Source organism: Panacibacter ginsenosidivorans (genome assembly GCF_007971225.1).
Lineage (GTDB): Bacteria > Bacteroidota > Bacteroidia > Chitinophagales > Chitinophagaceae > Panacibacter > Panacibacter ginsenosidivorans.
This window is the reverse complement of record NZ_CP042435.1, coordinates 62,265-76,491: the sequence shown is the minus strand read 5'-3', so window position 1 is coordinate 76,491 and position 14,227 is coordinate 62,265. Positions and strand designations below refer to the sequence as shown.

General features: G+C 38.2%; 11 protein-coding genes and 1 tRNA gene. 4 read left to right on the top strand and 8 right to left on the bottom strand.

Features of this window, described 5'->3' with window-relative positions; all coding sequences use genetic code 11:
• Window positions 1-29 precede the first annotated feature (29 nt).
• On the bottom strand, window positions 30-1,193 hold the full coding sequence (locus tag FRZ67_RS00345) for a putative sugar nucleotidyl transferase (protein WP_147187624.1): 1,164 nt from the start codon (window positions 1,191-1,193) through the stop codon (window positions 30-32).
• A gap of 110 nt (window positions 1,194-1,303) precedes the next feature.
• On the opposite strand from FRZ67_RS00345, the gene FRZ67_RS00340 reads away from it, so the two are divergent.
• Window positions 1,304-2,449, top strand: coding sequence for a serine hydrolase domain-containing protein (locus FRZ67_RS00340; RefSeq protein ID WP_147187623.1), 1,146 nt, complete (start codon window positions 1,304-1,306; stop codon window positions 2,447-2,449).
• A 142-nt stretch (window positions 2,450-2,591) separates the two neighbouring features.
• Here FRZ67_RS00340 and FRZ67_RS00335 read toward each other — a convergent pair whose 3' ends face one another.
• Entirely contained in the window at window positions 2,592-3,035 is a 444-nt protein-coding gene (locus tag FRZ67_RS00335; protein WP_147187622.1) for a DUF3592 domain-containing protein, read from the bottom strand.
• Between the two features lie 321 nt (window positions 3,036-3,356).
• Here FRZ67_RS00335 and FRZ67_RS00330 point away from each other — a divergent pair, with 321 nt between their 5' ends.
• The gene (locus FRZ67_RS00330; RefSeq protein WP_147187621.1) at window positions 3,357-4,676 is read left to right on the top strand and encodes an aspartate kinase; all 1,320 of its coding nucleotides are present in this window, start codon (window positions 3,357-3,359) and stop codon (window positions 4,674-4,676) included.
• Between the two features lie 218 nt (window positions 4,677-4,894).
• Window positions 4,895-5,185, top strand: a complete 291-nt coding sequence (locus tag FRZ67_RS00325) for a GNAT family N-acetyltransferase (RefSeq protein ID WP_225975459.1) — start codon at window positions 4,895-4,897, stop codon at window positions 5,183-5,185.
• A gap of 100 nt (window positions 5,186-5,285) precedes the next feature.
• Here FRZ67_RS00325 and FRZ67_RS00320 read toward each other — a convergent pair whose 3' ends face one another.
• The 3 genes from FRZ67_RS00320 to FRZ67_RS00310 all read right to left on the bottom strand — a co-directional run bounded on the left by FRZ67_RS00320 (window position 5,286) and on the right by FRZ67_RS00310 (window position 8,428).
• Window positions 5,286-6,560, bottom strand: coding sequence for an MFS transporter (locus FRZ67_RS00320; protein WP_147187620.1), 1,275 nt, complete (start codon window positions 6,558-6,560; stop codon window positions 5,286-5,288).
• A 166-nt stretch (window positions 6,561-6,726) separates the two neighbouring features.
• Window positions 6,727-8,142 (bottom strand): glucuronate isomerase, encoded by a 1,416-nt coding sequence (gene uxaC / locus FRZ67_RS00315; protein ID WP_147187619.1) that lies wholly within the window; start codon window positions 8,140-8,142, stop codon window positions 6,727-6,729.
• 212 nt (window positions 8,143-8,354) lie between these two features.
• Window positions 8,355-8,428, bottom strand: a tRNA-Arg gene (locus FRZ67_RS00310).
• A 273-nt stretch (window positions 8,429-8,701) separates the two neighbouring features.
• Between FRZ67_RS00310 and FRZ67_RS00305 the strand changes: the two genes are divergently transcribed.
• Entirely contained in the window at window positions 8,702-10,294 is a 1,593-nt protein-coding gene (locus FRZ67_RS00305; RefSeq protein ID WP_147187618.1) for a S41 family peptidase, read from the top strand.
• A gap of 153 nt (window positions 10,295-10,447) precedes the next feature.
• Here the strand turns inward: FRZ67_RS00305 and FRZ67_RS00300 are convergent, their stop codons facing one another.
• The 3 genes from FRZ67_RS00300 to FRZ67_RS00290 all read right to left on the bottom strand — a co-directional run bounded on the left by FRZ67_RS00300 (window position 10,448) and on the right by FRZ67_RS00290 (window position 14,041).
• A complete protein-coding gene (locus tag FRZ67_RS00300; RefSeq protein WP_147187617.1) occupies window positions 10,448-11,365 on the bottom strand; it encodes a sugar phosphate isomerase/epimerase family protein in 918 nt (305 codons plus the stop codon).
• 218 nt (window positions 11,366-11,583) lie between these two features.
• A complete protein-coding gene (locus tag FRZ67_RS00295; protein ID WP_147187616.1) occupies window positions 11,584-12,111 on the bottom strand; it encodes a hypothetical protein in 528 nt (175 codons plus the stop codon).
• Window positions 12,112-12,253: 142 nt separating this feature from the next.
• Entirely contained in the window at window positions 12,254-14,041 is a 1,788-nt protein-coding gene (locus FRZ67_RS00290; protein WP_147187615.1) for a glycoside hydrolase family 2 protein, read from the bottom strand.
• Window positions 14,042-14,227: the final 186 nt, after the last annotated feature.

The window sequence follows — 14,227 nt, the reverse complement described above, 5'->3', positions numbered from 1 at the left end:
CCTGTTTCTATTTAAATGTTGGTTTTTTATTAAGTGGTCTCAAAGATATATTGCAAAATTCTCTTTTCGGCATCTGACAAAGACTGGCCTTTCATTTTTTTCCAGTTATCTATGTCTTTAAAACTTTTCTCCAGCTCATATCTTGTGATGCCTTTACTGCCCCACTGAAAATCAGGGATATATTTTGGTAACAGACCTTCGCCAAAAATATTACAGCATGTGCCTATAACACTACCTGTGTTAATTGAAGTATTGATAGCAGTGCGGCTGTAATCACCCATTACCACACCACATTTTATATTGGCTTCTATGTAGTCCTGTGCAACGGTGTTCCACATCTTGACCATGCTTGCCGTATTCTTTACATTGCTGTTGGTGGTGCCTGCGCCAAGGTTGCACCATTTGCCAATTACTGCATCGCCAAGATAACCATCATGTGATTTATTACTGTATCCCTGCAGAATTGCGTTCTTTATTTCGCCGCCTGCAACACAACATGGACCGAGCGTTGTGGCGCCATATATTTTGGCACCCATTTTTATAACAGAATCGTTACACATTGCAAAAGGGCCACGTATAAGGGCTCCTTCCATAATAGTGGCATTTTTACCGATGTAAACAGGGCCTGCGGATGCGTTGATGATAGCGCAGCTAATAGTTGCACCTTCTTCAACAAAAATATTTTCAGGGTTGATATATTGATTGCCTTGCGGCAGTGGCCTTGATTGACGATCTTTTGTAAGCAAATCAAAATCGCTTCGCAGCATATGATCATTCAGCTCAAACATATCCCATGCATGAAAAATTCTTTTTGCTGTTTCATATTCGCAGATGGTTTCAAAACTGTTCAATAAATTTTCCCTGGGGAAATTAGCCCCATCAAAGTTTTTCTTACCTGCAATTAACCCACCGGTGTCTGCCAGCGCTTCATTTTCATTTAGTGAAAGAATGCGCTCTGCTAGCGCCGTATCGGGTAAAATTGATGCATCTATCCAGTAATGTGAGCCGGAAGGTATTGGGCCATACAATAAACTAAGGTAATCTTCCGTATGTACATGTACCGTTTGTTTCAAAAGCAATTCCCAGCGCCCTTTTGCAGTGCAGATACCAACACGAAGATCTGCAACGGCACATGCATTATTAAGCGGGTATAAATGCTTATGGTCGGTGTTATCAAATAATACAATACTCATTTGTTATCCACAATTTGTAAAGTTATTGTTAGAATGAAAATAATCGCAAAAGAATGTGGCGCTGTTTCTTTTATTTTGCCGCGTTCTCAAACTCCTAATATTAATCATCAGTGAACCGATCTATATTTACATTTATTTTATTACTCAGTGCATTTGCCTGCGGGCAAAATAACGACAACAAAAACAAACAACCGTCAGTAAATAATACAGCGGATTCCATCTTCAGACCACTTTCTCAAGTTGAAATAAAAAAATACAGTACTGCCATTGAACAATACTATGATAAAAAACTCGTAGCCACAGGTTTTAACGGCAGTTTTCTTGTAGCAAAAAATGGTGAAATATTATATGAAGATTACAAAGGCTTTTCCAATTTTGCCACAAAGCAACCGGTAGATGAGCACTCCGCTTTTCATCTTGCATCTATCTCCAAAACATTTACGGCCATGACGATTTTGAAGCTTTGGGAAGAAGGCCGCTTAAACCTTGACGATTCTATTCAAAAATATTTTCCAAAACTTCCTTATCATGGTATTACTATAAAAATGTTACTGGATCATAGAAGTGGTCTTCCCAATTATTTATACTTCATGGATTCTATCTGGAACAAAAAAATAAAAGCCACTAACTGGGATGTGGTGAATTTCATGATAGAACACCAGCCAAAAGCAGATGCTGCGCCTGACCGTGTATATCATTATTGTAATACCAATTTTTTATTGCTGGCGCTTATCGTGGAGAATGTAACCAACCAGTCTTTTCCAAAATACATGAAGGATAGTGTATTCACACCGCTTGGTTTAAAAGATACTTATATTTTTTCTGCGGCGGATACGTTGCATTATGTGCCCACTTATTCTGTTACCAGGCCCTTCCCGATGGATCATCTCGATTGTACCTACGGTGATAAAAATGTGTACAGCACAGCCCGTGATCTTTTTACCTGGGACAAAGTATTATACGAAAATCTTTTTACCCGAAAATCAACAACAGAAATGGCTTTCGAGCCCTATAGTTTTGAAAAAAGAACCAAACATAATTATGGTCTTGGCTGGCATCTCTTCTTCAACAATGGCGATACTATTGTTTATCACAATGGCAAATGGCATGGCAGCAATACAGTATTTACAAGGCTTGTACAGGATACTGCTGTCATCATTGTGCTCGGCAATAAACTCAACCGGAATATTTACCAGGCTAAAGAAATGCAAAGCATCTTCACCGGAAGGTTAGATACATCGAAACTGGAAGAATAATTTTATTATATCAGCTATAGTATTTCATAGCATCACCTGTTGCGTCGCAATCCTTTTATCGGTTGGAATATAGTGGAGCATTAAATGCATCTAATTAGATATTTGTTTTGGAATTAATAGTATAAAATCTTTATCTAAAGCATTATGCCCCTGCAATTATCAACTTTACCGTCTTAAAAATTTCATAGCAAAGCAATACAACACCACTACTGCCTAAAATAATACCGGCGATCTTTATAAAAGGTACAAGACCTGAAATATAAAATTTGGAAGGATCAGCACGCATATAATAAACGGTGATCATATGGCCTGCAGGATATTTTGTTGTTCTTGCTTTCTTTGAATGTACCGTTACTACCTGGTCGTCCTTTGTTCTGAACTGCAGTACAGGAAAATAAGAACGAACCCTGTCTGAATCCTTGGCCATTTTGTAATCAATAACAGAAGCAAGCGCTTTCTCACCTTGTGTTCTTATTTTTCTGCGTCGTAAAAGTTTTTTGATGGTTGTAAAAACAAAGAAGTAGAAGAGCAAACAAAGCAGGAAAATAAAAATTATCAGCTTAAATACCAGGAAGGCTGTTGTCATGTAAGCAGCGGTTTTGTTTCAAAAAAATGAAATTAAGTCATTTTGGCTATGAACAATGTGTAATTGAATGCATTAATTGATAATTAATACGTTTTAGCCTTATTGTTTTTTTGAAAACGCCCTATAATTTTATTTATTATAGCTATGCTAAAATGCAGAAGCTTCGCAAAGAAAAGCAGCGCAGGTGTGCGACGCAAGGGACGATCAGTATGGCTATAACGCCGGGAACACAAAATTCTTCTTCATATTTCTTACAGACAATATACTTTTGCAGCCTCAAAATTTTTATACAACCAAAAAATCGGGGCGGGGGAATATCTCATGAAAATTATGAAGTTTGGCGGCACCAGCGTAGGTAAGCCGGAACGTATGCACCAGGTAGCACAACTGATAACAAAAGATGCCGAACCTAAAATTGTTGTGCTCAGCGCTTTAAGCGGAACTACCAATGCATTGGTAGCTATTAGCGATAGTCTTGCACACAGCGACCGTGAAGCTGCCAAACGAAAGATAGATGAGCTGGAAGCACATTACAGGAATTTTGTAAAAGAACTGGTACATTCAGAAGCATCATTGTTAAAAGCAAACGCCATTGTTACAGAGCATTTCGAATTCCTGAATATTATTTTGAAAATATCTTTCAGCGATGCGTTGAATAAAGATATTCTTGCCCAGGGCGAGTTGATGAGTACTAAATTATTCTGCGTTTATCTGGAAGAAAATGGTATAGATCATTTGTTGTTGCCTGCACTTGAATTTATGAGCATTGATGCCAATGAAGAACCACAGGTGGGCAGCATTAAAGTAAAGCTTAGCCAGTTGCTGCAACAAAACACCAATAAAAAATTATTTGTAACACAAGGTTATATCTGCCGCAATGCAAGAGGTGAAGTGGATAATTTAAAACGTGGTGGCAGTGATTATACTGCATCATTAATTGCTGCAGCTATTAATGCAAGTGTATGTGAAATATGGACAGATATTGATGGCATGCACAACAATGATCCACGTATTGTTGATAAAACAGTGCCCGTTGAATTATTAAGTTTTGACGAAGCAGCAGAGCTTGCTTATTTCGGTGCGAAGATTTTACACCCTGCATGTATATGGCCCGCACAGCATTACAATGTGCCGGTTAAATTACTCAACACTATGCAGCCCGATGCAAAGGGTACAACCATACAGGGAGATGTGAAGGGAAACGGCGCAAAAGCAGTGGCAGCAAAAGATGGCATCATTGCCATCAAGATCAAGAGCAGCCGCATGTTACTGGCTTATGGTTTTCTGAGAAAAATATTTGAAGTGTTTGAAAAATACCGCACTTCCATTGATATGATCACCACTTCTGAAGTAGCTGTAAGTGTAACAATAGATTCTGATACAAACCTTGATGCTATAATACAGGAGCTTGAACCATTTGGTAATGTGGAGATAGATAAAGACCAGACCATTGTTTCCATTGTTGGCAACGATATTGCGCAAACACCTGATGTGATGAAGAAAGTTTTTGAATCGATCAGTTCCATTCCTTTGCGCATGGTAAGTTATGGAGGCAGTAACAATAATATTTCCTTACTTATTCCAGCATCGCATAAAAAAGAAACACTGCAGTTGATCAACAAAGGCGTATTTGGATTGTAATAAATCATAGTATAAAAAAGCCTGGTTATTTATAGCCGGGTTTTTATTTTAATGAGAATATTTTTTGATCCAGGCAGCATAATTATTATCATCATCCGTTGCGTCGCACACTTGTACTTCTCCAATAACTATTCGACAATAAATGCAATAGATTTTTTCTTACATTAGAGCATTATGTTTTTGAGTGTTAATCCAGGGCTACCGATAAAAAAATATCGATGGAAAAAATTATAGTTACCAACAACGAAACAATGCAGCAATTCGAAGTAAGTATGGATAATGAATTGGCGTTTTTGCAGTACCGCTTTTACAAAGATGATATTGCACTAATGCATACAGATGTGCCCGACACATTAGGTGGCAAAGGCATTGCTTCTGCTTTGGCAGTGCATGCATTGGAATGGGCAAAAGAACATCAAAAGAAAATAATTGTGTACTGTCCTTTTGTAGCTTCCTATTTAAAGAAACATCCGGAATATGATTACCTGGTTGATAAAAATTACCGGTAGAAAATGCGCTATGCTGCAGCATTATTGAAAAACAGAACGTACAAGTGAGTGACACAACAGGCGATGCCATGAAAAGATAAGCTGACCTCAAAAAAAATTCTTACAGATCAACCTTTTTCATAGACGGCGCAAGCAGGTGCATCATAAGCCAAGCCAGCAGATAGGAAGTGCCGCAGATAAAAAAGATAATATTGTAACCAGTGCTTATTGTTCCTGCGAGTTTAAATTTATCGAGCACCACACCTATCAGCAACGGAAAAAGAATACCACCCACTGAGCCCGCCATGCCCCCTATTCCAACAACAGAGCTTAGTGCTTTCTTTGGAAACATATCAGATGCAGTTGTAAATATATTCGCACTCCATGCCTGGTGTGCAGCCGTAGCAAGGCTTATAAGCGCAACAGCAATCCAAATATCATCAGTGTAACGAACAAATATTACCGGCACAACACAAAGTGCAAAAATGAACATTGCCTTTTTTCTTGCTTTATAAACAGGCAATCCTTTTTTAATAAAATACCCGGAGAGATAACCACCAAGTACACTTCCAAAACCTGCTGCAACATAAATAGTAGAAACATGTATAGCAGACGTACTGATGTTTAACCCATATGTTGTATTAAAATAAGATGGTATCCAGAATAAATAAAACCACCACACCGGATCGGTAAGAAACTTACCCATTACAAAAGCCCATGTTTGTTTTACAGAAAGTATTTTGGCCCAACCCACTTTTGATGTGTTGTTTTCATCTGTTACATCGCTGTGTATATAATCGTATTCTGCTTTGCCAAGTCTTTTTTGTCTGGCAGGTATGTCATAAAATATAAGCCAGCACATCAACCATAGAAAACCAATAGCACCAGTCCATATAAATGCCTTCTGCCAGCCATAAGATACAAATATCCATGCGATAGCAGGCGGACCGATAATGGCAGCTACATTTGATCCGCTGTTAAATATACCAGTTGCAAATGCACGGTCTTTTTTTGGAAACCATTCTGCCACAGATTTAATAGCAGAAGGAAAATTTCCCGATTCACCCAAACCCAACGCCGTTCTTGCAATACCGAAGCCCAGTGTAGATTTCACCAGTGCATGCGCCATTGCGGCAAAGCTCCAGATTATTACCGAAACAGTGTAGCCAAGTTTGGTGCCGATGCGATCTACTATCCTTCCAAAAAATAAAAGGCCGAGCGCATAGGCAGCTGAAAATGCCATTACAATATTGCTGTAGTCTTTTTCAGTCCAGCTAAATTCTTTTGCAAGATCATCTTTCAATAACCCAATAACCTGCCTATCAAGATAATTAATAGTAGTTGCAAAAAAAAGCAACACAACCACCACCCACCTATACTTTCCTATGGTTTGCATATCGTCAAAAATTTATTTAACTAAAGATGCTGATTTATGTTACCGGCATTTGTATGTTATGGCATCGCCGCTTGTGTCACTCACTTGTACGTTTCGAATATAAATCAACAATGATGAAGATAGTTTTTAACCACAACATTTATTTTATTCGAATATTCTTTTCTCTTTATTTCGTTTGCAGATTCCAGGTAAAATAGTTTGCTGCATTATTATAACAGATATCCTGTATTATTTTTCCTGTCCATTTTATATCATTAGGCAATTCACCGTTTTCTATTTCATTCCCAAAAAGATTACATAGAATACGGCGAAAATATTCATGTCTTGGATAAGATAAAAAGCTTCTTGAATCTGTAAGCATGCCAACAAACCTGCTAAGCAAACCCATGTTGGATAAGGTATTCAGCTGTTTTATCATGCCATCTTTCTGATCAAGGAACCACCATGCAGAACCCCATTGCACTTTGCCCGCAACAGAACCATCGTTGAAATTGCCGGTCATGGTGGCCATTAATTCGTTGTCTGCAGGATTAAGATTATAGATGATGGTCTTTGCAAGTTTATCTTCTTTATCAAGCTTGTTTAAAAATTTTGATAATGCACTGGCCTGTGAAAAATCCCCGATAGAATCCCAGCCTGTATCAGGCCCTAATAACTGCAGCATTCGTGAATTATTGTTGCGCAATGCACCAAGATGGAATTGCTGTACCCAACCTTTTTCCCAATCCCATTCTGCAAAATGTACCAGCATGGCACTTTTGAATTTATATTGTTCATCATTATTCAAATCATTGCCTGAACGTATTTTATTAAAGATCGTATTGATCTCACTATCCGTAAAATCTGCACTGTATATTTCTTCCAGTCCATGATCACTTAAGCAGCAACCCATTGCTTCAAAAAAATTATGACGATTTTTTAATGCGTTTAAATAATCATCAAAAGATGTAATAGAAATATTGCTAACGCTTTCCAATTTTTCCAAGTACGCATTGAATGTTGTTGCGACGGATATATCCATTGCTTTATCTGGCCGGAATGCAGGCAATACGGGTATTTCAAAACCATCCTCTTTTATTTTACGGTGATGCTCCAGCGAATCTACAGGATCGTCTGTAGTACATACAATGCGTACATCCATTTTACGTAACAGGTTGCGAACAGAATATTCTTTAGTTATTAATTGCTCTGTACACGCATTGTATATCTTATCTGCTGAGTTAGCATTTAGTATGTCTTGTACATTAAAATAACGCTGCAATTCAAGATGTGTCCAGTGGTATAAGGGATTGCGCAATGTATAAGGAACGGTAGCTGCCCAGTGTTCAAATTTTTGTTTATCATCTGCCTCACCTGTGATAAATTTCTCCTGTACGCCATTGGTACGCATGGCTCGCCATTTGTAATGATCTCCATATAACCATGCCTGCGTAAGATTATTGAAATTAAAATCGGTTGCAACGTGATCAGGAGGTAAATGACAATGATAATCTATTATGGGCATTGGTGCAGCATATTCATGATAGAGCTGCTGCGCTGTTTTTGTTTCCAGTAAAAAATTTTCATCAAGGAATTCTTTCATTGTAATTACTTTTTTCTACCAATCGTTTTTACAGAACTTTTTAGCAACTTAATTTTCTAAGCTACTAATATTAGGTATATCAAAAACAATATCTGCAGTATATCTTTAAATTGTTGGAGGTTAGTGTAAGACTAAGCAAGGGATAATACAAACAAAAAAGCCGGCAAAATCAAATATTTGCCGGCTCTTATAGAAATTCAATACGTTCTGAGTGACCGCGTCAGGATTCAAACCTGAAACCTTCTGATCCGTAGTCAGATGCTCTATTCAATTGAGCTACGCAGCCATTTCCCTTTTGGGGCTGCAAATATAAGTGCTAATTGTCTAAAATTAAAAAAAAGCAGGTATTACTTTATAAAAACCTAAACAGTCTATATATCCTGATTTTATGCTCACAAAAGTTCAGAAAGTACAAGTGAGTGACACAACCAGCGATGCCCAAAGCTGAAAAGCTTGCCACCAATAACTGCTAATTCTTTTCTTCACTAACATTATTATTAACGGTTAAACATTATTACTGATATTCGTGTTTTCTGATATATCAAGTCAGTATATAATTATGGTTAATAAAAAATTGCAGGTTTGGCTGCCATTGCTTTTTGCAGTTGTGATGACGATTGGCATGTGGATAGGTTACAAACTACGGGAAGACACAGGAGGCATAGCCGGTTTTTTGAATAATACAAGAAGCAGTTCTGTGCAGGAGATCATCGGGCTTATACAGGATAAGTATGTTGATACGGTTGCAGTAGACAGCCTTAAAGAAAGCGCCATCAATGAAATGCTGGCACATCTTGACCCCCACTCCATATATATACCAGCCAGAGAATTACAGGATGTGAATGAAGACCTGCAGGGCAATTTTCAGGGCATTGGTGTTGAGTTCCAGATCTTCAACGATACTGTAAATATTGTAAATGTGATAGCTGATGGGCCATCATTTAAAGCAGGTGTACAGGTGGGTGACAAGATCATAAAAGTAAATGATACCGTGCAGGTGGCATCTGTAAAAATCAAACCTGCCGATATAAAAAAATTATTGCGCGGCGAAGGGGGATCAAAAGTTAAGTTGACTGTACTACGCGATAATAACCCGACTACATTAACTATTGAACGTGGTACTATTCCACTTCCATCTGTTGATGTAGCTTACATGATGGCGCCCGGCAAAGGTTTTATACACATCAATAAATTTTCTGAGACCACTTATCCTGAATTTATGCAGGCAATGGAAAAGCTACAAAAACAAAACCTGCAGGAATTGATACTTGACCTGCGTGGCAACGGCGGCGGTATTTTGCAGGAAGCGGTAGATATTGCAGATGAATTTCTTGATGAAGACAAAATGATCGTTTATACAAAAGGAGGCCATGTGCCACCTGCAGAATATTATTGCAAAAAAGATGGTGTGTTTGAAAAAGGAAAATTAACGGTACTCGTAGATGAAACTTCTGCGAGTGCCAGTGAAATACTTTCCGGTGCATTGCAGGATTGGGACCGTGCCACTATTATTGGCCGCAGAACGTTTGGCAAGGGTTTGGTACAGCAACAGTTTAACCTGAGTGATGGCGGTGCATTACGTTTAACAGTAGCGAGATATTATACACCGCTTGGCCGCAATATTCAAAAGCCTTATACCAGTAATAACCGCGAGGCTTATGAAGACGAACTGATTCATCGTTTTCATGATGGCGAAGTAGTGCATGGCGATACATCTGCACCGGTTGGACCACCATTCAAAACAAAAGGCGGCCATATTGTATATGGCGGCGGCGGTATAACACCTGATATCTTTGTTCCCTTTGATACTACCTCACAACCAGATGCAATATTGCAACTGTACATAAAAGGCACATTCAACAATTTTGTGTATACTTATTATATGCAGAATAAAACATACCTGCAGACTTTAAAAACGCCAACAGATTTATATAAAACATTTCATGCAGGTGATAAAGAATGGCAAGAGTTGATAAGCTTTGCAAAACGCGACAGTATTGATCTTACCACAGTTTCTGCAAAAGCAAAGAATGATCTGCTGCAAAAATTTCCGGCGCAGCTTGCAAGACAAATATGGCGCAGTGAAGGTTTTTATGAAGTGAGCAATGAAACAGATCCAATGATAAAAAAAGCGGTAGAAGCTATGCAGTAAATTTTCTTCTTAAAATATTTTAAAATAAAGGGGGCGGTTGCTTTGCAACCGCCCCCTTTATTTTTATTCCAGATATCAGTATGAACTTAATGTTGAAAAGTATTTCAAAACAACGCCGCTTAATTTTCACATTTCACCTCTCACCTTTCACTTTTAATATCCCCACTTACGCATTATTTCATAGTCTTCTTTCACGGTATCAACCGGCGCCATACCCTGGTAAGATTCCTGCTCAATGATAAAATGTACTGTACCGGATTTTTTGCCAAGGTCAACTATTTCTTTTACCGGAATAATCCCTTTGCCAAGAATAGTGCTTTCGTAGCCGCCGCCCATCTCACCTGCTTTGTCTGTTTTTATTTCATCCTTTACATGCATCAGTTCAAAACGGCCGGGGTATTTTTTCATAATATCAAGTGCAATACCGCCTGCATGGTACATGTTACCAATATCTAATTGCTGTGCCACGAGTGAAGGATCAGTATTTTCTAAAATAATATCAAACACTTTTTTACCATCGAATTGCTGGCTGAATTCAAAATCGTGGTTATGATAACCGAATTTCATTCCTGATTTTTTGCACAGCTCGCCGCTTTTATTAAACACCTGCAGAAAGCGTTTCAGGTCATCTATGTTTTTACGATAGCTTTCATCAAGCCATGGACTAATCACATATGCCTGGCCTGCTGTTGCTGCATCTTCAACCGTGTTTTTCCATTTATCAGTAAAATCATTTTTTGTTTCATCCCAATCGGCACGGCCCATGGAAGTATGACCGCTTTTCATTTTCAGGCCAAGATCATCCAGTATTTTTTTGAATTCTGTTGCAGAATATTTTCCATAAAATTTTCTGTCGCCATAGCCCGCATGCTCCACATATTTATAACCAATGGCACTTATTTGCTTCAATGTGCCCAAAGGATCTTTTTTCATATCATCGCGTACAGAATATAACTGAATACCCAATATGGTAGAGGGTTTTGCTGCGGCAAAAATTTCATTGGAAAATAAGGTGGCACCTGCAACTGCCAATGTGCCCTTCTTTAAAAACGTTCTTCTTGATGTGCTCATAATTAATATTTTGTGATAGAGATTAGATAATGCAACCGTTGGCTAAATGTAGTGATTCTGCATTGTATTTCTGTGTTGGCAAATATTTTTTATGTGACCGGCATTTGAAATGCTATTAAGCTTTCGTTGTGTCACTCACTTGTACGTTCAAAACTCTATTGAGCTGTGGTTATGAACAATGCGTGGGTGCTTGTGACATGTACTAAGGCGAAAAGAATTTATCCTAATGAATCTGCATAGATAATCTGCCATTCTTCAAATGGCTCTTTACTGACTTTAAAAGAAATATCCTTAAACTTCTTCTCACCCTTTACAATTAATGTCAATGAACCCTTTCCGCTTTCTTTGCTTTCATTTATATGATTTGCACTCCGGCTTCCTGTAACATTAAATCCAAATCCTATAATACTTCCTATTTCAGAATTCAACCTTTTATCTTCTATACAATAATCCTTACACGCTTTAGCAGCATTACTACCTCCGAGAGTAAATAACAATATAACATACAACAGAAAAACAAATAGAGTGAGAATAGATAAGTATATTGATACAATTGAATTTTTATTTTCTATTTTTCTTTTTTTAATTGACCTGAAAAGGTAAGAAAGCGCCACAATAAATAATATGCATATACCAATACTATCACTCTCCCAAAAGAAAAATAAATTCACTGCTCTTGCTATATAAGCATAAGCAATTAATAGAACGCTACTAATAAAAAAAGCAATTGATAATTTCTTTTGCACAGAAGCTTTTTAAGATTAAGTTCTAGTAAGCTGGTCTAAAATAATATCGAAAGATCGATTAAAAAGCTCCATAAACAATCAAATCGTACAAGAGTGCGACGCAACAATGCTTAATTGAAATACAAAAGCCCGGCTCCAAAAATTATTTCCCATACTTTTTCTGCATAGCATCATTCCAACCCTTTACTACAAAAAATGCTTTCTTCTTTTTGCCTGTTTCTGTGTAAAGACCTTTGCGGTTCCAGCCTTCCTGGTAAATTGGATTAAGACGTTTGGGAGATCTGAAATCTACGAGCACCCAGGGAGAAGTGCCACGCAAAGCTGGAATGTCTGATATAAGTTTGAACTGGTTCTTATAAAATAATTCCTGCATCTCTTCAGAAAAACGCGTAGCAGTATCTGCATAAAAACCACCCAGCGCTTCGGCACCAAACTCGCTGATGATAACGGGTTTGTCTGCATCAATAGCAAAATTATATTGTGGAATTTCTGCAGGCGATTCTATATACCAGCCAATATATTCATTGAAACTAAGCAGGTCAAGCTTCTTGCCAAGACTATCATTCATGCGGAAAGTCTTGGTGCTGTCGATATAGCCAAGCAGCGCAGCAGAAACCAATCTGGTGGTATCCATGCGGCGCACATGATCTGCAAGATCGCCCATGAATTTATTTCTTGTATCTGTGTTGGGCGTTTCATTTCCTATTGACCAAATGATAACACTTGCACGATTCTTATCGCGGTAAATTAATTCAGACAATTGTTGTTTCGCAGACTCATAGGTGTCATTATTTTCCCAGTCAATGCTCCAGTAAACAGGCACTTCTTCCCAAAGCAGCAAACCCATTTCATCAGCCAGCTGGCTCATGTATTCGTTATGTGGGTAGTGCGTTAATCTTACATAATTACAGTTGAGTTCTTTTGCCCAGGAAAGCAGCATTTTAAGATCACTCTTAGAGCGTGGGCGGCCCGGTATCATTGGGTTTTCTTCATGCAGGCAAACGCCTCTTAAGAAAATTGGTTTGCCATTTAATAAAATATTTTTCCCTTTTGTTTCAATGGTTCTGAAGCCAATATGATCTGTTGTTGTATCGCTGGTTGCAAGAATTTTTATAGTATAGAGTTGCGGATTTTCCGGCGACCAGAATTCAATATTTTTTATAGGAAAAATAAATGTTGCACGGCCACTTGAATTGGTGGGAATTTTTATCTGCAGGTTTGCTTCCATTATCTGCACCGTAACCTGCTGGGATGTTTGCATGCCGTTTAACTGCACATAACCGGTAACATTTTTCATGTCGTTGGTTAATTGCAAACTATAATCGTTAATATAAGTTTCATTCATTTCAGCAAGCACTACATCTCTTGTAATGCCTCCATAATTCCACCAGTCGAAATTTTCTGCAGGCACATTCTCTGCATACCTGGTGTTATCTGCTTTTACAACAATGAAATTATCTCCATCTTCGATCTTATCCGTTACTTCAAACTGGAAAGGCGTAAAGCCGCCTTCATGTGTGCCAAGCAATCTTCCGTTCAAATAAACATCGGCTTTATAATTTACGGCGCCAAAGTTTAAGAAGTATCGTTTACCTTGTTTAGGGCGTGCCACAAAATCGCGTTCATACCAGACAGCGCCCTCATAATATAATAAATCATTTTGCTGAGAGTTCCAGTCGCCGGGTACACTTAAGGTAGGCGCAGAAGAAAAATCATACTCCACCAGTTCATCAGGCGATCCCTGAATTTTGTTGGAGAAAAACCTGCTGCCATCTCCGGTATTATATGGATCAACAATATAGTGCCATTTACCATCGAGGTTAAGAATATTGCGGGCTTTGATATTCTGAATAATATTAATCTGACCCTGTGCAAAAAGGTTAGTGAAAATTGTAGCAAAAACAAAACAAAGGAAGCTGGATTTTCTCATAATTCTTATACTAATGAGCCATGAAAATAGGGATTAAAGCTATAAGATAATTACAAAATTTTTTGTGAGCCGGGGAGCAGGATTTCTGTTAAGCATAGGTTGCGTCGCACTCTTGTGCTACAAGCCCGGAAGTCGGCAAGACCGGAAGCCCGGAATATATATTAATCGTAAACGAAATCCTTCTCT